Origin of the sequence: Paenibacillus litoralis (genome assembly GCF_046244365.1) — a bacterium.
Lineage (GTDB): Bacteria > Bacillota > Bacilli > Paenibacillales > NBRC-103111 > Paenibacillus_V.
This window is the reverse complement of sequence record NZ_CP176395.1, coordinates 6,890,420-6,912,033: the sequence shown is the minus strand read 5'-3', so window position 1 is coordinate 6,912,033 and position 21,614 is coordinate 6,890,420. Positions and strand designations below refer to the sequence as shown.

Annotated in this window: 16 protein-coding genes and 2 pseudogenes; 12 read left to right on the top strand and 6 right to left on the bottom strand. The window is 51.2% G+C overall.

The features are described 5' to 3' along the window. Nucleotides 1–7: 7 nt before the first annotated feature. Entirely contained in the window at nucleotides 8–184 is a 177-nt protein-coding gene (locus ACKGJP_RS29055) for a DUF5325 family protein (protein WP_409342259.1), read from the bottom strand. 124 nt (nucleotides 185–308) lie between these two features. On the opposite strand from ACKGJP_RS29055, the gene ACKGJP_RS29050 reads away from it, so the two are divergent. Beyond that, nucleotides 309–530 (top strand): alpha/beta-type small acid-soluble spore protein, encoded by a 222-nt coding sequence (locus ACKGJP_RS29050; RefSeq protein ID WP_113035009.1) that lies wholly within the window; start codon nucleotides 309–311, stop codon nucleotides 528–530. Nucleotides 531–718: 188 nt separating this feature from the next. On the opposite strand, the gene ACKGJP_RS29045 is transcribed toward ACKGJP_RS29050, so the two are convergent. Next, nucleotides 719–1,702 carry a metal-dependent hydrolase gene (locus ACKGJP_RS29045; RefSeq protein WP_409342258.1) on the bottom strand — a complete coding sequence of 328 codons (984 nt, stop codon included), beginning with the start codon at nucleotides 1,700–1,702 and terminating at the stop codon, nucleotides 719–721. Nucleotides 1,703–1,839: 137 nt separating this feature from the next. On the opposite strand from ACKGJP_RS29045, the gene ACKGJP_RS29040 reads away from it, so the two are divergent. The 3 genes from ACKGJP_RS29040 (at nucleotide 1,840) to ACKGJP_RS29030 (ending at nucleotide 6,315) form a co-directional block, all read left to right on the top strand. Beyond that, nucleotides 1,840–2,118: a hypothetical protein gene (locus tag ACKGJP_RS29040; RefSeq protein WP_409342257.1), complete on the top strand. Its 279-nt coding sequence runs from the start codon at nucleotides 1,840–1,842 to the stop codon at nucleotides 2,116–2,118. A 214-nt stretch (nucleotides 2,119–2,332) separates the two neighbouring features. Continuing rightward, nucleotides 2,333–4,216 (top strand): ABC transporter ATP-binding protein, encoded by a 1,884-nt coding sequence (locus ACKGJP_RS29035; protein WP_409342256.1) that lies wholly within the window; start codon nucleotides 2,333–2,335, stop codon nucleotides 4,214–4,216. Further along, complete coding sequence (locus tag ACKGJP_RS29030) at nucleotides 4,213–6,315, top strand: ABC transporter ATP-binding protein (RefSeq protein WP_409342255.1); 2,103 nt, start codon at nucleotides 4,213–4,215, stop codon at nucleotides 6,313–6,315. The genes ACKGJP_RS29035 and ACKGJP_RS29030 overlap by 4 nt, the downstream gene beginning before the upstream one ends. Nucleotides 6,316–6,659: 344 nt before the next feature. Here the strand turns inward: ACKGJP_RS29030 and rplD are convergent. Next, nucleotides 6,660–6,938 (bottom strand): annotated as a pseudogene (gene rplD / locus ACKGJP_RS29025) (50S ribosomal protein L4); the annotation flags it as partial. 461 nt (nucleotides 6,939–7,399) lie between these two features. Between rplD and ACKGJP_RS29020 the strand changes: the two are divergent. Beyond that, on the top strand, nucleotides 7,400–11,446 hold the full coding sequence (locus tag ACKGJP_RS29020; RefSeq protein ID WP_409342254.1) for an FIMAH domain-containing protein: 4,047 nt from the start codon (nucleotides 7,400–7,402) through the stop codon (nucleotides 11,444–11,446). A gap of 131 nt (nucleotides 11,447–11,577) precedes the next feature. Here the strand turns inward: ACKGJP_RS29020 and ACKGJP_RS29015 are convergent, their stop codons facing one another. Then, nucleotides 11,578–12,750: an ROK family protein gene (locus ACKGJP_RS29015; RefSeq protein WP_409342253.1), complete on the bottom strand. Its 1,173-nt coding sequence runs from the start codon at nucleotides 12,748–12,750 to the stop codon at nucleotides 11,578–11,580. A 312-nt stretch (nucleotides 12,751–13,062) separates the two neighbouring features. Here ACKGJP_RS29015 and ACKGJP_RS29010 point away from each other — a divergent pair, with 312 nt between their 5' ends. The 7 genes and pseudogenes from ACKGJP_RS29010 to ACKGJP_RS28980 form a co-directional block, all read left to right on the top strand. Beyond that, on the top strand, nucleotides 13,063–14,514 hold the full coding sequence (locus ACKGJP_RS29010) for an ABC transporter substrate-binding protein (protein WP_409342252.1): 1,452 nt from the start codon (nucleotides 13,063–13,065) through the stop codon (nucleotides 14,512–14,514). 63 nt (nucleotides 14,515–14,577) lie between these two features. Next, nucleotides 14,578–15,525, top strand: coding sequence for a carbohydrate ABC transporter permease (locus ACKGJP_RS29005; protein WP_409342251.1), 948 nt, complete (start codon nucleotides 14,578–14,580; stop codon nucleotides 15,523–15,525). 27 nt (nucleotides 15,526–15,552) lie between these two features. Further along, nucleotides 15,553–16,395: a carbohydrate ABC transporter permease gene (locus tag ACKGJP_RS29000; protein ID WP_409342250.1), complete on the top strand. Its 843-nt coding sequence runs from the start codon at nucleotides 15,553–15,555 to the stop codon at nucleotides 16,393–16,395. 46 nt (nucleotides 16,396–16,441) lie between these two features. Continuing rightward, on the top strand, nucleotides 16,442–17,548 hold the full coding sequence (locus ACKGJP_RS28995; RefSeq protein ID WP_409342249.1) for an SGNH/GDSL hydrolase family protein: 1,107 nt from the start codon (nucleotides 16,442–16,444) through the stop codon (nucleotides 17,546–17,548). A gap of 88 nt (nucleotides 17,549–17,636) precedes the next feature. Then, a complete protein-coding gene (locus tag ACKGJP_RS28990) occupies nucleotides 17,637–18,797 on the top strand; it encodes an ROK family protein (protein ID WP_409342248.1) in 1,161 nt (386 codons plus the stop codon). Between the two features lie 31 nt (nucleotides 18,798–18,828). Continuing rightward, nucleotides 18,829–19,596 (top strand): Cof-type HAD-IIB family hydrolase, encoded by a 768-nt coding sequence (locus ACKGJP_RS28985; RefSeq protein WP_409342247.1) that lies wholly within the window; start codon nucleotides 18,829–18,831, stop codon nucleotides 19,594–19,596. A 224-nt stretch (nucleotides 19,597–19,820) separates the two neighbouring features. After that, nucleotides 19,821–19,892, top strand: a pseudogene (locus ACKGJP_RS28980) (acyl-CoA dehydrogenase family protein); the annotation flags it as partial. Nucleotides 19,893–20,095: 203 nt separating this feature from the next. Here the strand turns inward: ACKGJP_RS28980 and ACKGJP_RS28975 are convergent. Together ACKGJP_RS28975 and ACKGJP_RS28970 are read right to left on the bottom strand one after the other, a co-directional pair. Then, a complete protein-coding gene (locus ACKGJP_RS28975; protein WP_409342246.1) occupies nucleotides 20,096–20,299 on the bottom strand; it encodes a CD3324 family protein in 204 nt (67 codons plus the stop codon). 174 nt (nucleotides 20,300–20,473) lie between these two features. Further along, nucleotides 20,474–21,508 carry a Cfr family 23S rRNA (adenine(2503)-C(8))-methyltransferase gene (locus ACKGJP_RS28970; protein WP_409342245.1) on the bottom strand — a complete coding sequence of 345 codons (1,035 nt, stop codon included), beginning with the start codon at nucleotides 21,506–21,508 and terminating at the stop codon, nucleotides 20,474–20,476. Between the last annotated feature and the right edge of the window lie 106 nt (nucleotides 21,509–21,614).

The window sequence follows — 21,614 nt, the reverse complement described above, 5'->3', positions numbered from 1 at the left end:
GTCCGGCTTAGCCGCGCTTCTTGCGGGCTTTCGCCTTGAACATAAACCCTATGCCGATAAACAGTATGGAGACGAGCGAACACAGCAGCGTGAGCCATACGTTTCTATAACTGATAGCGAGGCCGATGGAAGCGAGCAGCAGGGTACCGACAACGGCGAAAAATAAAGCTTGGGAACGGTTCATGAACAAGGACTCCTCAATGAAAAATGTTTTTGTAAATAGCGTGTATATTCTTTCGGAACGGAAACATAATAAGTTTGCAAGCTTGCACTATACATCACGAGGTTTGAAAGGAGCACGACCTATTATGGCAAACTCGAGAAGCAGCAACAGCCTTGTCGTTCCGCAAGCAAGCCAAGCTTTGGACCAAATGAAGTATGAAGTAGCGCAAGAGCTGGGCATTCAAATCCCGCAAGACGGTTACATGGGCTATATGGCTTCCCGCGATGCAGGCGCACTCGGGGGCAATATCACTCGCCGTCTTGTACAAATTGCCGAGCAAACGATTTCGGGCGGCAAAACGCGCTAATCATTTTCACCTGTAGCCGCGCGGGGCATTAGGCGCCGAACGGTTACGATGAAAATAAACCGATCGTTCACAGGGCTCGGAGGGTGCATAAGCACCTTCCGGGCCCTGATTTCCGTTTAGGAACAAAAGGGCAAAACGAAATCGCCGTTGCCGGCGATAGGGTGAAGCGATTCGATTATAGAATGCGGCTAGTGCGTTCCTACCCGAAGTTTCTTCTCCAGTCTGGAGTCGCTCAGCCATCCGACGTAAGAGTCGAGCGGCTGTAGCTTCGTATCGAGGAGCAGAACGGCCACGAACGGATACTGCTTGCGGTGCCGGTATCTGACGTCTACCCAGCGAACCTCGTAGCCCCACGGATGCTCCTTGAGCTCGGCGCAAGCGAACGAGGAGAAATACAGGAACGACGAGATATCCACGTGGCTTTTGGACGCGTCTACGGCCGGATGCGAGGCGCACGAAACCGAATCGTACCACTTGAGCTGCTTATTTTTGAACTCGCCGACAACGAAAGCGCCGTTTTCCTGCTTTTTGACAACGTTCCATACGTACCAGTGGAAAGTCGGTATCAGGAAGTAGCGGTCGCCAACCGAATAATTGGCGTCCTTCTGGTATAGCTTCGATTCGAGCAGATAGTGGACGACGGTCCGCCAAATGTAGTATAACGCAACTAAGCCGTACAGCACAGGGAAAATATATTGCGGCTTGCCTGCGCCGATCGACCATAAGAATACAGCCACCAGGTGCGATCCGAAAATAAAAGGATCGAAAATGTGAATGATATTCCACGACACCCATTTTTCAGAGAAAGGACGAAGCGCTTGCGTGCCGTACGTATTGAACAGATCGGTGAAAACATGGAAGACGACTGCGACGAAAACCCATCCAAGCACATGAAGCACGGGCAAGCTGCCGAAAGCGAATACTAAGGCGGCGGTAATCAGCAGCGTCCAAATGATGACGGCAGGTATCGAATGCGACGCTCCGCGATGGTTGCGGATGTAAGTGGCGTTGCCGCGAAGACGGAGCAGTCCGTCCGAATCGGGCGCCTGTGAACCGAGCACTGTGCCGATCAGCACGGCAGCCGAAACAGTGGAGTCAGCGGCAACTACAGGGTCGATGTGAGCGAGTCCGGCTAAACCGAGACCGATGACTAAATGCGTTCCGGTATCCAAACGATAATCCCTCCTGGTGTAGAGATTCACACGTAGTGTTGTTTTTATTGTATCATTTTATGCTGTAAATGAAATCCGTAACCGCAACAAGCGCGAAATTGCGCGGAAATTACGGAAACAGAAGGAGCGATGCGAAGATGATCACCGTTTTTGCCGAATACCGGGTGAAGGACAGCGAAAGGGACAGCTACCTGGAGTGGATTACGCCGATTCGCGAGCAGGCCGGATTCGAATTATATGAAGGAACGGATCAGAAATCCCTGTTCGTGGAAATATGGACCGTTGCCGACGAGGAAGCGTACAGGCAGCTAAAGTCGGATCGAGCGGAAGCGGACGGCTCCGCATGGAGGCGGCTCGATGATTTTGTGGAGGGCGGCATCGCCAAGGCGCATGTGTGGGCGTTTCGGAAAGTGTAGCGGAGCTCCGAACGGGGGCTTGAAATAACGTTCGTAGGCTAGTCCTTCCTTTGTGGGGTATGGTAATATAGTCCATGTTTTCGAGTAAGGATATCCATGTTTTCTTCTTGTTATTCATTGTAACCTTACAAGTAAAGGTTTCGTGAAGAGAAGGTACATAGCCCGAATGCCGTTAAAATCGGCGTTTTTGCTGGTCCGGACTGGGGGGGAATGGATGAAAAGAAGGGCAATAATTCTAGGTTATATGAAAGAGAAACGATGGCCTTATCTGCTCGGCTTTGCATTATTGTCCATATCGTGTTTGCTTCAGCTGTTAATTCCGAACATTCTCGGACAATTTACGGATCGTCTCGAGCAGACCCGGCTCACGATTGAGGATGCCGGCACGTTCGCATTATGGCTGCTTGCCGTAGCGGTCGGCGTAGCGATTTTTCGTTCATCCGGCCGCATCTCGTTATATCGGCTCTCCCGCACGCTGGAAATGCGTATCCGCAATGATCTGTTCTCCCATTGGGAGAAGCTTTCGGCGCAGTATTTCAATAACCAGCGGATCGGCGATTTGATGTCCCATGCGATCAGCGACGTTAGCGTCATTCGCGAGGTGACGATGAACGGCATTTTCAACATAATGGAAGCGCTTGTGCTGATCACGTTCACCGTTTTGGCTATGGTGTCCTCGGTCAACGGCTGGCTGACCTTGCTGACGATGCTGCCGCTGCCGCTGCTCAGTATTTTGGCTTACCGGTTCAACAAACGGATTCAGCAGCAGTCGAGCGACATGCAGGTGGCCGTCTCGAATATGACCAGCCGCGTACAGGAGTTTATCGCCGGCATCCGCGTCGTCAAAGCGTTCGTACAGGAAAAGGCGGAGCACGAGCATTTTACGAAGGATAACCAGCATGCGGTCCAGATGAACAGAAGATTCGTCCGTTCCAACTCGCTCTTCGGCGCGCTCAGCGCGGGCATCGTCGGCCTGAGCTTCCTTATCTCGGTCGTGCTCGGCGGCGTGCTTGTCTTGAGAGGAACGATAACGCTGGGCGAATTCGTCGCTTTCAACACGTATTTATCTCTGCTGATGGGGCCGATCGAGAACTTGGGCAAAGTCGTCAATCAGCTCCAGCGCGGAATCGCTTCCGAAGAGCGGTTGTCCTCCATTCTCGAAACCGAGCCGGAGGTGGTGGACGATGTTGCGGCGAAGCCGGAGATTCAGCATCTCGAAGGACGGATCGACATACGGGATTTGACCTTCTACTATCCGGAGGCGAAGGAGCCTTCCCTGAAAAATATCAGCTTGTCGGTTCCGAAGGGAAGCAGCCTGGCGATCGTCGGGCGCGTCGGCAGCGGCAAAAGCACGCTTGTCCATCTGCTTGTCCGTCTCTACAACCCGCCGGTAGGCAGCGTCTTCATCGACGGTCAAGATATTCACCAAATACCGCTTCGCACGCTAAGAGGCCAGATCGGCATCGTGCCGCAGGATCAATTTTTGTTCTCCACGACGATCCGGGACAATATCAGCTTCGATCCGAATCCGTACTCGGAGGATGAAGTAGAGGATGCGGCGAAGCTTGCCCAAGTATACGAGAATATCGTCGAGTTTCCGAACCGGTTCGATACGGCGCTCGGCGAAAGGGGGATTTCGCTATCCGGCGGCCAACGTCAGCGGGTTAGCATTGCGAGGGCGCTGATCAAAAAGCCTTCCATCCTCATCTTCGACGACAGCTTATCTGCCGTCGATACGATTACGGAGGATCTCATTCTGGAAGGGTTGAACTCGGTGATGAACGACCGGACGACCATTATCATCGGCCATCGCATCTCGTCGGTGAAGGCGGCCGACCAAATCGTCGTGCTTGAGGAAGGCGCGATCGCGGAGCGGGGAACGCACGAAGAGCTGCTGCAGCTGCGAGGGCTATACGCGGATTTGTATCACAAGCAAATGCTCGACGAGGAAGCCGAGCGCTTCCCCGATACCGCCGACGGTACGGGCATTCGGGCCGTGGAGCGGGATATCGCCGCGGCCGCAGAGCCGAAGGATGCCGCCATGCCGGCCTCGTCCCAGCTTAGACCGCAAATGCTGCGGGGAGGTGCGAACGGATGAGCATTCATAAGGAGAAAGAAGTCGTAGGCATAAAAGATTCGCAGCTGCTTGTCAGAATGATGGCGTTCGCGAAGCCCTATTGGAAAATGATCGTGCTATGTATCGCGCTGGCCTTCCTGATTGTCGTAGCCGATCTGGCCAGACCGTATTTAATGAAAATGGCGATCGACGAGCATATCAACGGCATCAACAAACCGATGGCTGCGATGCCTTCGGCGGAAGCGGACCGGCTGGAAAAGCTAGGCGACCCTGTCGTGTATGGGGACTATGCCTACGTGCGCGTTTCGGAAGAGGAGAAGGCGGCGGTCGGAGAACTGGCAATGCGTAAGCAAATCCTTGAAACGGATGGCGCTTACTGGATGATCGACGGCTGGCTGCCCGCGAAGCAGGAGGAAATCAAGCTGGTTCGAGAGAACGGCGCCGCGGTCATCGAGAGCGGAACGGAACGCTTTGCCGCGAAGGAGCTGGATGAAGCTGCCGTTAAGCAATTCCGGAAGCAGGATTATACGGGCTTTATATCGCTGGGCTTGTTTTTTCTGCTGGCGGTTGTAGGGGCAGCCGTACTGAACTATGTACAGAGCAATCTGCTGCAGTATACGGGACAAAGCATTATTTTCGCCATACGCCAAAAGCTGTTCGAGCATTTAAGCCGGATGTCGATGTCCTACTTCGACCGGAACCCCGTAGGGCGGCTGGTCGTTCGCGTCACGCAGGATACGGAATCGCTCAATCAGATGTATTCCCAGGTTGTCGTCAATCTGGTCAAGGACGTGATCGTCGTCATCGGGATCGTCGTCATCATGCTGCAGATGAGCGTCAAGCTGTCGCTGCTCGCCTTTGCGGTACTGCCCGTGCTGCTGCTGTTCACGATGATCTACCGGCATATCGTCCGGAATGCGCAGCGGCGGTCGCGAATTATTTTGGCCAGACTTAACTCGTTCCTCGCCGAAAATTTGTCCGGCATCCGCATTACCCAGCTGTTCGTCCGCGAGGAACGGCAGTGGGAGCAGTTCGACAAGCTCAACAAGGAAAATTATAAGGCGGGGATGGTCGGCACGATCGTCAACTCGATTTTCCACCCGGCGATCGGCATGCTTGGCAATGTTTCGATAGCGCTTCTGCTCTGGTACGGCGGGGTAAAAGTAATCGACGGCGCGGTTACGTTCGGGGTCGTCTATGCGTTCACGCATTATATCCGGCAGTTTTTCCAGCCGCTGATGAGCCTGGCGGAGAAATATAACCAAATTCAAACCGCCATGGTCGGGGCGGAGCGTATTTTCGATATGCTGGACGAGAAGCCGTCGATCGTCGACGCCGCCAAGCCGGTCAGCCTGCCGAAGCAGGTGCGCGGGGAAATTGCGTTCGAGAACGTATGGTTCGCCTACAACGACGAAGATTGGGTGCTGAAGGACGTCAGCTTCCGCATTACGCCGGGACAGACGGTGGCGTTCGTAGGAGCGACGGGCGCGGGCAAAAGCTCGATCATCCAGCTGATCAACCGTTTCTATGACGTGCAAAAAGGGTCGATCAAGCTCGACGGCATCGATATCCGCGACATTCCGCTGGGCGAGCTCCGCTATACGATCAGCATCGTGCAGCAGGATGTGTTCCTGTTCACCGGCGACATCGCGTCGAATATCCGGCTCAACAACAAAGCGATCACGGACGAACAGGTGAATGAAGCGATACGAATGGTTCACATGGAAGAGTTTATCGCGAGGCAGCCGCAGGGCATGCGAACGGCGCTCGGCGAGCGCGGGGTTACGCTTTCACTCGGCCAGCGGCAGCTGTTATCGTTCGCGCGGGCGATCGCCTTCCGTCCGCAAATTCTTATTCTCGACGAAGCGACGTCGAACATCGACACCGAAACGGAGCTCGTCGTCCAAGATGCGCTGCACAATATTTCGCGCGGCCGCACGACGCTGATCGTCGCGCATAGGCTGTCGACGATCCAGCATGCCGATCAGATCATCGTCATGCACAAAGGAAAGGTGCGCGAGATGGGCAATCACTTCCAGCTGCTCGCGCAGCGCGGCTCGTACTACAGGCTCTTCGAGCTGCAGTATAAGGAGCAGCGCGGGATGCAGTCGGCGAAATAGATACAAGTCCGGGAAGCCTTGAAGAGTGTGTGGCGTCAATGGTACGCCCAGCATGGGCGCATCTTTAGGGTGAAAGTCCCGAACGGGGGCTGGCGAGCGCCTACCGTAGCCAAAGGCAAGGGCGTCCGTCGTGAGAGGAAATACCATAACAACGGAAATAAGAAGCCTCCAGACCACTGTAATTGTGGGATGGAGGCTTCTTATCATAACTTAAGGACGATGTAATGCACATGACCCCGCACTTCGATATGAACATTTTTTCGAAGTCGGGATCCATATAGCTCATTGTGCAACTTGTGTGGAAGTCGGTCTTGTTTGATGTTTACACCATTTGATGCCTTTCATTAAGAGTACATTTCCGTAATCATAGTGACAGCTTCTTTAGTGACTATTAATTTATCGCAATTCAGAACATTGTATACATTAAGTGAATCAGCTACGGCGGTTTCTACACCAGGTATGTTATTGGCGCTTTTAAAAACAAAGTTATTTATCAAAGGTGTAACAATTAGCACCTTATTCTCTGCGCCAAGAGCATTAAGCATAGCTACTATAGACTTTGTCTTGTAATTTTCTAACTTGATCTCGTCGACGACAATGAATTCTTTGTTCTGTACTTTGCTAGATAATGCAGATGTGTGGTGTCATAATTAGAGAGAATTTTTTCAAAATTACTGAGAGATAATTTTCATAATTGATGAGTAATGTATTATTATACAAAATAATGTATACATAAAAGTGTGATGATCGAAAACGATTTCAGCACACTTTTTATTTAGGAAAGAGATGAATATGATATTTTTTAAGCAACCTTTTACACATCATGATGAGACTTTTTTGAGTTATTTAATTAGGTAGCAAAGTATGCTGCGGCTCTACTTACACCCCTCAGATATAATCTATATCCATATCTCAATAAAACCTTTACAAAAACAAAGAGGAAACGTGGCATTGATGGCGAATGATATTTATCAGTAATTTAATAAATCTAATAGATTTATTAAATTAATTAGCTACACGAATGGAGCTATTTCCTGTATTTCGAAATCATTGTGAAAATTGAAAACAAGGAGATGACTAACAAGTGAAAAAGAAACTGTTAGCCCGTTGCTTCACCTGCCTGATGGCCACACAGCTTGTCGCCGGCTCTATGTTGCCGCTTAGCAGCTCTGCAGCTGCAGAAAGCGCAGCCGCCATCGAAGCGGCAGCTGGAATCCCCCGCATGCTCATTACTGAATTGGTCCCTGACTCCGGTGGAGACGATGCACTGGGAGAGGATCCCTACGAGTACCTAGAGGTTTATAACAACAGCGACCAGCCGATCGACTTCAAGGACTATTCTATTTTATACAGGTACCCGGGAGACCCCGGCAATGATTTGTTCTGGCGGCCTTACACCGATGAACAGATTATCATCCAGCCTAAGCAGGTCATGGTTTTCTGGGCGGTTACACAGTCAGGGGAGCCCAAGACGGTGGCTGACTTTAATCAGCATTTTCAAACCTCGCTCGTTGAAAATAAAGACATTGTCCGGATTCCCGGGGGTCTTAACAACCTGAGAGAAAGAACCATCGTGGTGGCTACTAGTACAGGAACCGACATTGTGAGCGCGAGCTATAATCCAGGCGTGATCGATACAGCTGCGGATCTGAGTATCGAGTACGGCGTTCCGGACGACGGCAGTCTCGATATGAAGAAGCTCAGCTCCAAGAAGGTGCCGGCCTCCCCGGGAACCTTCAACTCGGCTAACGTACCCGCGGAGCCTGTCCGCACTGTGAACGACACTGTCCCGCCGTCGGTAAAAGATCTTACGGATCTCTCCGGCATTGACCTGATCAAGCCGATTGAGCTGATGGCCGAAGCGGCAGATGATCGTCTGCTTGCGTCCGTTAATCTATATTATAAATCCAACAAGACGACGAATTATAAAAGGGTAACCTTACCGCGCGGCGCCGACGGACGCTTCCGCTATTCATTGGAGATGATGGAATGGTTCGGGAGCCCGACGCTCGACTACTATTTCCAAGCGTCCGATACCTTCAACGAAACGTCTACCGCTCCGAGAACGCTCAACCTGGCGGGAAATGAGATAAGCCCTGCGCTGAACGTTCGTGAAAGCGATATTCTGTCAGGTGAGCGGGTTCTGATCGGTTCGTCTGCCACCGAAGGGTCCTTGTCGCTGTCGATCGACGGCCAGCCGGTCAGTCCAACGGAACATGCTCTCGAGAAAACGGCTTATTTCGTATTTGAAGCGGACGACATAGACAAAGGGCAGAACGTGACCACCATGGGCACTGAGACGCTCCACTTGATTCCGTTCAGCACTCAGGACTACAAAACTATGGTAGTACCGGTACGGCCCGATTTGTTCAAGTACGGTCAAGCGAATCCGATTGCCCTGCGTGCGGGTTCAGTAACCAGGCCTTATTATGAGAACCAGCCGGAGTCAGGCTTGGATGATTTCAATATCCGCAATGTCCGGCTTGTTTTGGCGGACGGTACGGTCATCCGCGACCCGAAATATGCGAATCCGGCAACCATACTCGACATGGGAGATAACGGACGCTTCCTTCCGGTAGTGTACTTCAATTTCACGATTCCCGAGCGCTATTGGGACGGGATCTCTTACCGATGGAATACCGCATCAGCCGTTGATGGACCTCATCGGGTCGAAGTGTCGCTGTCTGACGGCAGCAAGGACACAGCGAGCGTGATCGTAGACAATCAGGGTCCGGTAGTAACTACGAATATTACGGAAGGCAGCACTTACAAAGGGGCTTTTGATATACAAGCTTCCGCATCGGATGCGGCTTCCTCCGTCAAATCCTTCGAGGTGAAACTGGATGGCAAGCTCATTGAGGTTCCGTATTCCACCTCCTCTGCGGCACTCACTCCGGGGGAGCATAATCTTGTGCTTAAGGCTGTAGACGCCGGGGGCAAATCGACGGAGAAAACGATCAAGTTCACAACTCCTGCAGAGCTTCCGGGTAAGCCGCTCCTAGCGGCGCCGGCGGACGGTGCACAGGATACGGACACGAACGTGAGCCTGCAGGTATCGGTTTCCGATCCGACCGGCGACCCGCTGAACGTGAAGTTCTTTAAAGGGCAAACGATCACCGCCGCGGATGCGGGAGTGATTGCTTATAAGCATGCGGCTGATGTGGAGCCCCCTCTGACCTTGACGAGTCCGGGAGAAACGCAGCTGACTGCCGAAGAACAAACAGCGGCCGGAGCCTCCGATGACCGTTACGTCACTTCGGACTCGACTGAACAGTTTCCTTATCAGCGCTTTGAAGTGGAAGTGGAGGCGGAAACCGGCGCCGGCGATCGTCTCGAGCTTAGCTGGGAAGGGCATTCGCTCAAGGGTCGTAAAGTAGGTTTGTACGCATGGAATTATTCAACGGAAAAGTGGGATTCCCTAACGTCCACAGTGGCCGTTTCCGAGGAAGACTTTACCCTCTCTGCGGCGGTGGACGGCGGCAATTATGCAAGAAACGGCAAAGTCCAAGTCCTGATTCAGGACGAGATTCCGCGCCGTGAGCAGTACGATTTTACCATTGCCTCTATACCGGACACACAGATCTACGCGGAAATTCAGCCGGAGTATTTTGAGTCCCAAGTCAACTTCCTGCGCGATGCCAAAGAATCGATGAATATTCAATATGTGATGCAAGTGGGGGACATTGTAAACTCTGCAGGAATCAAAGGACAGTGGGAACGTGCGGATAAGTTTATGAAGGTGGTGGAAGACGCCCAAATTCCTTGGGGTTTAGTCGCGGGCAACCATGACGTGTTCGACGGAGGCGCGACGTCAGTGCCGGATTACTCGGAATTCTCGAAGTATTTCGGAGAGAACCGCTTTAAGGATAAGCCTTACTACGGAGAGTCGTACAAAGATAACAAAGGTCACTATGATCTGATCTCGGCGAGCGGCAACGATTTTATTTTCGTCTACATGGGCTGGGGCATGAATGATGAGGATATGGGATGGATGAACAACGTTCTGAAGCAGTATCCGGACCGTAAAGCGGTCATTGTGGTTCATGAATATTTGCAAAATAACGCAACGAGATCCGCAACCGGCAATCAAATTTACCAAAAGGTGGTAGTGCCGAATCCTAACGTATGGATGGTCATGAGCGGTCATTTCACCGGAAGTGCGCTGCGTACCGATCAGCTTGACGATAACAAGGACGGACAGCCGGATCGCAAAGTATACCAGATTCTTAACGATTATCAGGGCATTCCGAACGGCGGAAATGGATATTTGAAGCTTCTGCATTTTGATACGGAGACGGATACCGTCTATGTTAATACGTATTCGCCGTATTTGGACGATTACAATTATTACGATCCGAGCAAGGACGAATTTAAGCTGTCGCTGGACCTGAAGCCGATGGTGAAAAGAGTGGCGACCGACGCGATGACGGTAAAAGTGTACGCTAACGACGCGATCGGATCGGCGCAAGCGGCCAGCGGTTCCACAGCCATGGTCAACTGGAACGGTCTGAAGGGCAGCACGAATTACGAATGGTACGCTCTGGCGGAGGACAGCTTCGGCGGACGGACGTACTCGGATATTTGGTCTTTCCGCACCCGGCTTACCGTTGAAGCCCCGCAAGGTGTGAAGGCGGCAAACGTGACCGAGGGTTCGGCGCAGTTGAGCTGGTCCCCGGTAACAGCATCCGATGGAAGCAGTGTGACCTACCAGGTGTACGGCAGTCATGGGGCCGTCACCACGGTGACCGGCACGGTGTACAATTTAACGGGACTGGAGCCGGATACGGCCTATACGTTCCAGGTAAAGGCCGTACACTCGTCGGGAGCGGTATCCGTGCTCAGCGAGCCGGTAAGTTTTAGAACATTGATCGACCTGCCTGCTCTGCAGAACGGCCTGCAGCACTTTATTGCCTTCGGCAAGGTCACCCCTCCGCTGGCCAAACAGCTGGAGAATGTGCTGAGTCAGGCGGAGAGCCATGTGCAGAAGGGACAGCTGGATCAGGCAGCCAAGAAGATCGAGGACTTTATTAAGCACCTCAATAATAAAGCACTTCAAGAATTGGCGTCAGCGGACGCCCGGCAGTGGCTGAATGATAAAGCTGAGGCGCTGCTTCGCATCTGGGGCAGATGACCCGCTTGTAAGGCACAAATTATCGAAAAGCCCCTGGAAGATTGTCTCTTCCAGGGGCTTTTGTTGCGAAAATATCGTCCGCAACCCTGTGTTTCCAGTTTGCTGAAGGACAACCGAGCGGTGACTGCGAGTCACAGCGACAAGCTGTCAAGAGGGATCTTGAACACGCTCTGCAGGACAAGCCCGACGGCCAGCGCAGTCTCGTCCTCCACGTCGATGAGATGTAGGAACTCTACGTTCCGGCACGTTTCCGGCACTTGGGCCATCACTCGCGCTTTGAGTTCGTCAACGAACGAGTTCCCCCATACCGGCAGCATGAACCCAGTGAGCAGAACCCGGTCCGGGTTGAGCAGGGTGACGATATTGGCAACAGCGTAAACGATCGCTGACCTCACCATCTCGTAAAGCTGAACAGTTTCGGGGTCTCCGGCGCGGACAGCTTCGCTGAACTGCTCCACACTCCTGCCAAGCGTTCGCAGCAAGCCCCTTGAGGATGCCAAAGTAGTTAGGCATCCTCTGCCGCCGCAGTAGCACTCAAAATCGTAGGGCGGCATAAACGCCTTATAGTGGCCTACCTCGCCTGCTACGAAGGAGGAGCCGGTGACCAGCAGTTTCTCTGCGACGATGGCGCCACCGATGCCATTGCCCAATTTAAGCGTCACATTGCTTTTCGAGGAGATCAGGCTTCCGCCCATATTCTCGTTGAGCGCAAGCAGATTGGTGTCATTCTCCAGAAAGACGGGCAGCCCGTACTCGTCCTCCAGCAGCTTCGCCAGCGGTATCCGCTTCCAGCCGAGCCCCGGCGAGCGAAGCAGAATACCTTCGGAGGAGTCAACGAGTCCGTGGACGCTGAAGCCGATTCCTTTCAGGCAAGTAGGGTCAGAGATCTGGCCCATGAGTTTGTCGATCACGCTGCGGATCACCCGGAGCAAGTCCTCTTCGGTCTCGTAACGGTCTGCCTTCACTGCAGCTTCCGCCAAGCGGACGTGCTGAAAGTTGTATACCGCTCCCCGTGCTGATGTGCCTGACAATTCGATGCCGATCGCACTGAATCGGGAACCGTTAAGCAGTAGGGGAACGCGCTTACGGCCGCTGCCGCTCTCAAGGGATTGCGGTTCACCTTCGACGATCACTTGATCCTCGAGAAGCCGGTTGACGATGTTGGTGACAGTTTGCTGACTAAGTCCGGTTTTTCCAGCTAGCTCTACACGAGAGATCGGACATTCAGAATAGATCAGATGCAGCACCTTCTGCTGATTTATGGATTTAAGCAGCGTATGGCTTGCATGTTTCGATGTGGACATAAGTCGACCTCTTCCTTGACAGGAACACGTTTATTCTCTTAGTAAAAATTAGTTTACCATGCAGGTCATTACTGGGTAAAGGCTGGGATTTTTGTCGAAAAATTTCTATTGTATCATAAAGAAAAAACAGGTAGGATAATATTAAATAAAATTGATTTATTAAATGGGTGTAAATTGTAAGCGTGTTCATACCACGTGAATCAGCGATTTTTAACAGATCCCGTACATAACGATAATCATCGCCAAACAATTACCCTGTATCCTTAAACTTAATAAATCAATTTTCTTTATTAAATCAGAGGGGGTTTCTGGATGAGAAACAAATTTGGAAAGCTTACGGCTTTAAGCCTTACGGTTGCTATGTCGGGTTCGCTGCTTGCAGGGTGTACAGGAAAAACGGAACAGCCTTCCGCGAGTCAACCTCAGAATCAGACTAAAGGTGATGTCTACGAAAACGGGCTGTCGAAGACGGAGAAAGTGACGCTTAAGGTCGGCTTCTTCATGGGAGGCTATGGAAGGGAATGGTTCGATTATGCCGTAAAGTCCTTCCAGGCCAAATACCCGAACGTTTCCTTCGACATCACCGCATCGGCGGATATGAAGAACATGATACAAACGAAGATTTCTGCCAATAACGATAATGATATGTTTGACATTTTCAACACGACGCCTCCTTCCGGAGGGCAGGGTATCATTTCCCTTGCTGAAGCTGGAAAACTCGAGCCTTTCGATGATATGTTCGACAAAAAGCTTCCGGACGTACCGGGCAAAGCCATGAAGGAGCTCATGATGCCGGGCCTCGCCGAATCGTTCACCAGGGTGAACGGAAAGGTATATGAGTTTGCTACCTCGAGCTCTTACGGCGGATTGTTCTTCAATAAGACGCTGTTCGAACAGAAGGGCTGGAACCAGAATCCGAAGACATGGGCCGAGTTTAACGACCTGCTTGCCAAAATTAAGGCGGACGGCGTGGCTCCGATTACTTTCCCTGGTCTTTACCCTAATTACTATGACTGGGCCTTTGGACCGGCAAAGATGTTTGAGCTGGCCGATATCAAAGGAAATGCGGATAAGGTAATCGAGAACTTTAAAACGTACAATAGTCCTCAATTTACGAGCGAGGAAAGCTTGGAACACTGGAACCGCCTGTATCAGCTTGGCAAGAAGGGATACTTCCCGGAAGGATTGCCGGCGTTAAACCATACCCAGTCCCAGATGCAGGTGATTCAAGGCCAGGCTGCGATGGTTTCCACAGGTAGCCACGTGGAGAACGAAATGAAGAAGACCACTCCGGAAGACTTCAAATGGGGCTTTATGGCGGTGCCGTTCAGGGATAAGGTGGAACAAAAGCTTTGGATCCGAAGCGGAATCACCAACTTCCAATACATGTGGGCCGGCAAGCCTGATCTGAACAAGAAGTGGTCCAAGGAGTTCATTCTATGGCTGATGACGCTGGATAACCAGCAGTTTGCCGCAGAAAAAGCGGGCGCCCTCCCGATGAGAAAGGATTTGATTGACGATTCGAATAAAGTCGTTAAGCTTTCCACCTCTGCGCAGGCGATTCTAAAGTATATTAAGGATAACGATGCCCGGTCGTATAAGCCGCACAGAACCGTTAGCATTTCCGATCCGAACCTGGCCAAAGCCAATAAGATGATGGAAGAAGCCACGGTGAAGATCGTATTAGGCAAGCAGGATCCGAAGCCGATTCTCGAAGAAGCAGAAGCTTTGCTCAAGAAAGCCGTAGAAGCTCAGAAGAAATAAGTTTATAGGCGGGGAGGGGATCCTCTCCGCTTTTCCATTTCCCTTGATAGGAGTTGACTTCCCTTGTCCGAACCTACTGTAGTGAAAGTTAAACCCTCTTATTCCGGCCGCATGGGATTGGATAAAGCGCGGACTCAGAAGTGGATTTTTCTCATCCTGGCTGTCGTGCCGCCGTTCGGGGGCTATCTGTTGTTCACGCTGTTTCCGAATGTATTATCCGTTTACTATGCGTTATTGGATTGGGACGGGCTCACGGATTCCAAGTTTGTAGGGCTCAGCAACTTTGTTACCGCGATTCAGGACGAGTATGTATGGCGGGCGCTTAAGCACAACCTTATTTTTATGGCGACGGTACCGGTGCTGGTCGTGCTCATTTCCTTACTGCTTGCTTATCTGGTCACATACAAGAGTTATGTGGAAAATGAGTTCCTGAAAATTCTGTTCTTTTTTCCGAACGTTTTATCGATTGTCGTCGTTGCTTTATTATGGGCGTTCATATATGACGGCACATACGGCCTGCTTAACAGCGGCCTGAAGCTGCTCGGGATCGACATGAACCATTTTTATTGGCTGGGCAACGAAAGTACGGCACTGTGGGCGCTGATTCCTCCATGGGTTTGGGGAGGCGTAGGGCTCTATGTCATCATTTTCGTAAATGCTATGTCGGGCATTCCCAAGTCGCTGTATGAATCGGCTATTATCGAAGGCGCAGGGCATATGACGCGGTTATTCAAGATTACGCTGCCGCTCATTCTGCCCGTCGTCCGGGTCAGCGCGCTGTTCCTCGTGATCAGCACGCTCAAGACTTTCGAGCTTATTCTGATTTTGACAAATGGCGGCCCGTCCGGTTCCACGGATGTAATCGGTCTCTATATGTTCAACCTTGCTTTCGGTAAAGAGTACATCAACTATGGGTACGCATCCGCTGTAGGTATGATTCTGTTTGTCATCTTGATCACGGCCAAACTGCTGATGGATAAGTTTCTGCCTAACCGGGGTGTAGAGTATTAGGAACATATTTTTTAAAGAGGGGAGAAGATGAGGTTGAAGGAAAAAATGTCGCTTATGGACGCCGTGTGGCGTTTGTTACTTTATGTGTGGGCTTTGTCAATCCTGTTTCCGCTGGTGTGGGTGTTCTATGAGTCTCTGAAGTCCAATCCGGAATTTTTCAAAGACATCTGGAGCCTTCCCAAAAAGCTTCAGTGGTCCAACTACATAACAGCCTGGACGGAATATGGCTTCGGTCGTTCGCTGCTAAATACGCTTTATTATGTAGGCGGAAGCCTTGTAGTCAGCTTGTTATTTACTACACTTAACGCTTATGCCTTGACCCGGATGGAGTTTAAGGGACGGCAGCTGATCTGGGGCCTTATTATGCTTTCCTTGTTCCTTCCAGGGATTAACGCCCTGGTGCCGCAGTACGTGATCATGAGGGAGCTGCATTTGACGAACAGTTTAACGGGGTTAATCTTATTGTCCTCCCTGGGGGAGAGCGTGTTCTATCTCATGTTGCTCGGAGGGTTTATGAAGTCGCTGCCCAAGGACTTGGAGGAAAGTGCTCATATCGACGGCGCTTCGATCTTCCAGGTGTTCTGGCGGGTGATCGTTCCCTTGTCCACTCCGGGGATTGTTACGGTTGCGATTTTTAAATTCCTTGGATACTATAACAACTTCATGGGGCCGTTTATCTATTTGAGCGATCCCGAGAAATACACGATTGCGGTGCAGATGTACCAAGCCAATAAAATGATGGAGTTCACGGCGGATTGGGTTACGTTGTTTGCAGGGGTGACGATTGCAATGGTGCCTTCCGTCATTGTGTTCATGCTGTTCCAACGGATGATTATGCAGGGCGCCACTTTAGGTGCGGTTAAGGGTTAAGTGTAGAGTATGAACCGGTTTCATTATTCATGGAGGTGAGCGGTTTATGGCCGAGACTAATCAACCGGCAGGTTATGCGATTCAGTTGGATAAGAATATGAAAGTGGAGACCGGCGGAGTGATCGGGAAAGAGTGGCATAGTCCGCTAGAGAGTCCGTTCCGCGTTTCTGGCTTTGCCTGGTGGGACTTGGAGTATCAGTACCGCCGGCTTCCGGTGAAGCCGAACGAGGAGATCCCGTCCGCCGTGGATGACCTGGCTAACTGCACTGCAGGCGGACAGATCCGCTTTCAAACGAACTCACCGTCGGTGGCGGTTCGGATGCGGTTGAGAGCCAAGACCGGAATGTATCACATGCCGGCTACGGGTGAAGGCGGCATCGATGCTTACATAGGAGAAGCCGGTGCCTTGCAATATGCCGGGACGGCCAGGTTTCTGCCGTCGCAGCAGGAATACGAGAGCGAACTATTTGTAGGAGAGTCCGGCGATCTCCGCCAGTTCACCCTGAATCTGCCCCTGTATCTAGGGGTGGAGGCAGTCTGGATCGGTTTGGAGCCGGGTGCGCGGATTCTTCCCCCCAAGGCCTATGAATCAGAGAAGCGAATTGTCCTATACGGCACCTCGATCACGCAGGGAGGCTGCGCTTCCCGCCCTGGAATGGCGTACACGAATATTCTTAGCCGAAGGATCAATTACGAGTTTATTAATCTCGGCTTCTCCGGCAACGGCAAAGGCGAGCCCGCGCTGGCTCGCCTCATTTCTCAGATTGAAGACCCAGCGCTGCTCGTCCTTGATTATGAAGGCAATAGCGGCAGCACCGAGAGCTACCGGAAAACGCTGCCGGAGTTTATCCGCATTCTGCGGGAAGCTCACCCGGAGGCACCGATGCTCGTCATATCGCGAGTCCCGTACGGGCTGGAGCCGCTGAAGCCCGAGCTGCTGCGCCGTCGGCTGGAACGACTGACGTTCCAGCGGGAGCATGTTCAGAAGCTGCAGGAACAGGGAGACCGCCGTCTGTTCTTCTTCGACGGCTCAACACTGCTCGGCGCCGATCCGGCTGAAGCGACTGTTGACGGCGTCCACCCGACGGACATGGGCTTCCTGCGCATGGCCGATGGTCTGGAGCCGGTGCTGCGGCGGATCCTGGCGGATTGATAGATTTGTAATGATTTTTCGCCAAATGGTTAGCCGCTTAAATTGTGTATACACCCCGGAACGCCAAAAGGAGTGATGAAAAAAGCGAATGGCTAGAGTAACGAGCCAGCAACTGCTCAAATCAATCAATCAGCAAAAGGTGCTGCATCTTATATTTAACGAAGAACCGATATCCCGGGTGGAATTGGCAGAAATAACGGGATTGACCCAACAAACTGTGACCAACATCGTCAACCGGCTGCTACAGGAGGATATCGTGGTCGAGGGTACGCCCAGTGCAAGCAGCAGAGGCCGCAAGCCGGTTCCGCTGACGGTCAATGTTACGAATATGTTCGCAATCGGCATTGAACTCGCTGGCAAATACGTCAGGGGGGCCTTGCACAATTTCCGCTACGATCTTGTAGGCGAAGCCAGGCGACCTGTCGACCGCTACTTGAACGAAGATCACATTCTTGCGACTGTGTGCGAGGTGATCGAGGAACTTTTGGAGCTAGCGCCGGAACGAAGCAGGATCAAGGGGATCGGCTTGAGCATACAGGGGCTGGTGGATTCCAAAAAGGGGATCGCCCTGCGGATTCCCGGATTAGGGTGGGGCCGGTTTCCTTTGCAGGAGCGGTTGGAGAATAAGTACGATACGCCCTTCTACCTGGAGAACGACGTTAATTTGTTGGCGATCAATGAAAATATGTACGGCAGTCTGAGGGGCTCGTCGAACAATATAACGCTGAAATTCGATTACGGCATAGGCGGCGCCATTGTAGCCGATAATCAGTTGGTGACCGGGTCCACGTTCGCAGCAGGGGAGTTCGGGCATTACAAGGCGTTCACTGGCGCGAACGCTTACCGCTGCCACTGCGGGGGAACTGGCTGCTTGACTACGCTTGCCTCTACAAGCGGACTGGCACGGAATGTCGGCTTGACGCTGAATGAGTTCGCTGAAGGCGTTCGAGCCGGCGAGACGCGGTCGGCGGAGCTGTACGAAACCGTTTTGACCGCACTCTGCTTGGCGGTAAGCAACGTGGTGACGTTTCTTAACCCCGACCAGGTGTTGATGACGGGCAAGCTTTTTGAAGTTTTGGGCGATTGGCTGATCCCGGCCATGGACGAGCGGATTATGGCGAACGTGCCGGAATCGTGTCGTGGAGTGCGGCTGAGTTATATGCGGCAGAAACCAGACGAACCTGCTCTGGCCACAGGCCTGGTGTTGAAGCGTGTATTTGAAGTGCCTGTCGACAGCCTGTCACTGTAATCGGAAAGAGAGCGCGAAGGAGATCGAGGGAATGTCTGAATATAAATTGCTGGCTTTGGATATGGACGGTACGCTGCTTACCGACGATAAGCAGGTGACGGAAGAAACGAAGAAGTGGCTCCGGAAAGCTGTGGACCATGGGGTAACCGTGATGTTCTCCACAGGCCGGGGGGTGCAGACCGCAAGCTCATATTGGGAGGAGCTGGAGCTCGATTCGCCTATGGTCCTGTTGAACGGAGCGGAGATTTGGGAAGGGCCGAACCGGTTGATGGCCCGCACCTATTTGCCCCGCGAAACGGTACGCCGGCTGCATGAGCTGGCTGTCCGGGAGGATGCGCATTTCTGGGGCTATTCCGTGGAGTGTCTGTCCGGCCAGGGCAATTGGAGCGAAGATCTGTTCGAAACGGATTGGATGAAATTCGGCATCAAACATGACGATCTGGGGGTAGTGGCGCGTATCCGTGAGGAGCTGCTCGGCTGGGGCGAGCTGGAGATTACCGCTTCCGCTCCGGTCAATGTGGAGATCTCCGTCAAGGGGATCACGAAGGAAAGCGGCGTACGGGAGGTTTGCCGGCTGCTCGGCGTCGAGATGGCGCAGGTCTTGGCAGTCGGCGATAGCGAGAACGATATTTCGATGCTGCGGGCGGCCGGGCTTGGTGTAGCGATGGGCAACGCCGAGGATCAGGTCAAGGCGATCGCTGATGCCGTTACGGCGTCCAACAACGAGGACGGCGTCGCCAAGGTGGTGCAAAAATTTATTTTCGGTCTGGACATAGCCGAGTTCCGGTCGATTGTATAAGGGTCGGCCCCGCGAGCCGGGGGTTGGTGCCGGCATAAAGGCAGGGGGAAATGCCGGTAAAACGAGAATTGTTGTACCTTGCACAATGATTATGGTATAAAATCCTAGTTTAATGAGGGATGTTGCAAGAAGTGCATCAATATGCGCTTGGATCGATGCCAAAACGAAAAATTGTTGTACATTTTCCGTCAACGCGGCGGCAGCCGTCGCCGTCAAAAACGGTGCAAATATTCGGCGGGTATGGGTATATGCGCGAGTATCGCGTCGAGCGGTTATTACGGGACGCAAAATGTTTGCGAGCGGATCCATCGGAGACATTAGTTATAAAAGTAACAGATAGAAATGACATAAACTATATACAACACGGCTCTGTAATGTTTGGTATAACATCAGTGGACATTAAAAAGATGATCCCGTGCGAGTACAGGGATCATCTTCTGAAAGCGTAGTGTTTTTAATTAATCCACAATAAGGATCACAGTTCAGCGTTTTTTATTTGTTATAAATTATTCTTCTGATAGCAATATGCTTGTATAATTTCACTATTTCGCCTATCAATCTCTTCACGAAAACCGGATAATTCTCCCCAATTTTTATGTTGATCTTTTATTGCGGGAATGTAGATGTATTCACCTTGTACAAAATCTTGCAATTTTTCAATCAACTCTATTGGGAGAATTTCATTAGCGTTGATATATCTCATGTAGACTCACTCCTTGTATAAATGAAATATCTCAAGTAGCAAAGCCAGCATGATTGGTGATGATGGTATTCCATGCAAAAATCACCAAATACCTGTCTTTGCATGGAATTGAACATGGGTGATTGTAATATTTTTATGAGACAAAATTCATTCTCCTTTTCTGAATTTTATATTTTACTTGTTGTGTCCGTATAGCTGACCGCATGCTGCATCAATGTCCGTTCCGAATTGAGTTCGCACAGTGACTTTGATTCCCTTTGACTTTAAGATAGTGACAAACTTTTGAACCCGTTCTTTGTCTGATTGATGAAAGCTTTCAGGCGTCACGTCGGTTGAATTGTAGGGGATCAAATTGACGTGATATAAATGTTCCCAAAAACCTCTGTGCTTTAACAAAGTAGCGATGGCTTCCGCATGCTCATTTGAATCGTTTTCTCCTCGAAGTAATATATACGCAATATAAACTTTTCTACCTGTATCACGAATATGCTGATCCAACTTGTTCAACACATCATTAAGCGAAAACCGATTGTTAATAGGCATTAGCTCGCTCCGCTGTTCGTCGAACGGAGAATGGAGTGAAAAGGTCAGGTTAACCTGTGGAAATTCCTTTGCCAGACGATCGATGCCCGGCAAAATTCCGATGGTGGAAACGGTAATTCTTCGATGCCCCAAGCCAAAGGTTCGTGGATCTGTTAGAATCGTAAGCGTTTCGAAGATATTAGGATTGGCTAGCGCCTCTCCCATGCCCATAAACGAAACACTATCCAAGGCTTGACCATTTAAATGAAAGTATAACAGCTGATCGGTAATTTCATCAGCGGTTAGATTTCGTTTCAGTCCGATTGTACCTGTAGCACAGAAGCGGCAACCATATCCGCATCCGCACTGGCTGGAAATGCAGTATGATTTCCAGCCGCGCTCATAGCTTAGTTGAACTGCTTCTATGTGTTCACCGCCCTCAATGGAAAAAAGCACTTTATTCACTTGACTGGATGTCTTTTGCATGACAGGGGTTAAGTTCAAAACGCGTTCGCCAAGGTTCTTCATTAATTCGTTTCTTATACCCTTGGGTAGTATGTTCATTCTGTCATATTCACCAATTCTTTGCTTGAAGATCGCATCCGCAATTTGTTGGAACCGATATGCGGGTTGTTTCAATTCAGACAATATGTGTTGAATCATTTCGTATTTCGAAGTTGATTTCATGTTTTTTTTCTCCTCTTGAGCCGGAGAAAATGCCTTAAGCACCAATAAAAGGTGCTTAAAATCTACATTAACCAACTAAATTAAAACCCACGAAGCTTGTAGCTAG

What these genes read in the sequence shown, in the direction of transcription:
- ACKGJP_RS28970 (WP_409342245.1), bottom strand. Translation starts at nt 21,508, where the DNA reads ATGAAATCAACTTCGAAATACGAAATGATTCAACACATATTGTCTGAA.
- ACKGJP_RS29050 (WP_113035009.1), top strand. Translation starts at nt 309, where the DNA reads ATGGCAAACTCGAGAAGCAGCAACAGCCTTGTCGTTCCGCAAGCAAGC.
- ACKGJP_RS29015 (WP_409342253.1), bottom strand. Translation starts at nt 12,750, where the DNA reads ATGTCCACATCGAAACATGCAAGCCATACGCTGCTTAAATCCATAAAT.
- ACKGJP_RS28985 (WP_409342247.1), top strand. Translation starts at nt 18,829, where the DNA reads ATGTCTGAATATAAATTGCTGGCTTTGGATATGGACGGTACGCTGCTT.
- ACKGJP_RS29010 (WP_409342252.1), top strand. Translation starts at nt 13,063, where the DNA reads ATGAGAAACAAATTTGGAAAGCTTACGGCTTTAAGCCTTACGGTTGCT.
- ACKGJP_RS29055 (WP_409342259.1), bottom strand. Translation starts at nt 184, where the DNA reads ATGAACCGTTCCCAAGCTTTATTTTTCGCCGTTGTCGGTACCCTGCTG.
- ACKGJP_RS28995 (WP_409342249.1), top strand. Translation starts at nt 16,442, where the DNA reads ATGGCCGAGACTAATCAACCGGCAGGTTATGCGATTCAGTTGGATAAG.
- ACKGJP_RS29035 (WP_409342256.1), top strand. Translation starts at nt 2,333, where the DNA reads ATGAAAAGAAGGGCAATAATTCTAGGTTATATGAAAGAGAAACGATGG.
- ACKGJP_RS29000 (WP_409342250.1), top strand. Translation starts at nt 15,553, where the DNA reads ATGAGGTTGAAGGAAAAAATGTCGCTTATGGACGCCGTGTGGCGTTTG.
- ACKGJP_RS28990 (WP_409342248.1), top strand. Translation starts at nt 17,637, where the DNA reads ATGGCTAGAGTAACGAGCCAGCAACTGCTCAAATCAATCAATCAGCAA.
- ACKGJP_RS29030 (WP_409342255.1), top strand. Translation starts at nt 4,213, where the DNA reads ATGAGCATTCATAAGGAGAAAGAAGTCGTAGGCATAAAAGATTCGCAG.
- ACKGJP_RS29040 (WP_409342257.1), top strand. Translation starts at nt 1,840, where the DNA reads ATGATCACCGTTTTTGCCGAATACCGGGTGAAGGACAGCGAAAGGGAC.
- ACKGJP_RS28975 (WP_409342246.1), bottom strand. Translation starts at nt 20,299, where the DNA reads ATGAGATATATCAACGCTAATGAAATTCTCCCAATAGAGTTGATTGAA.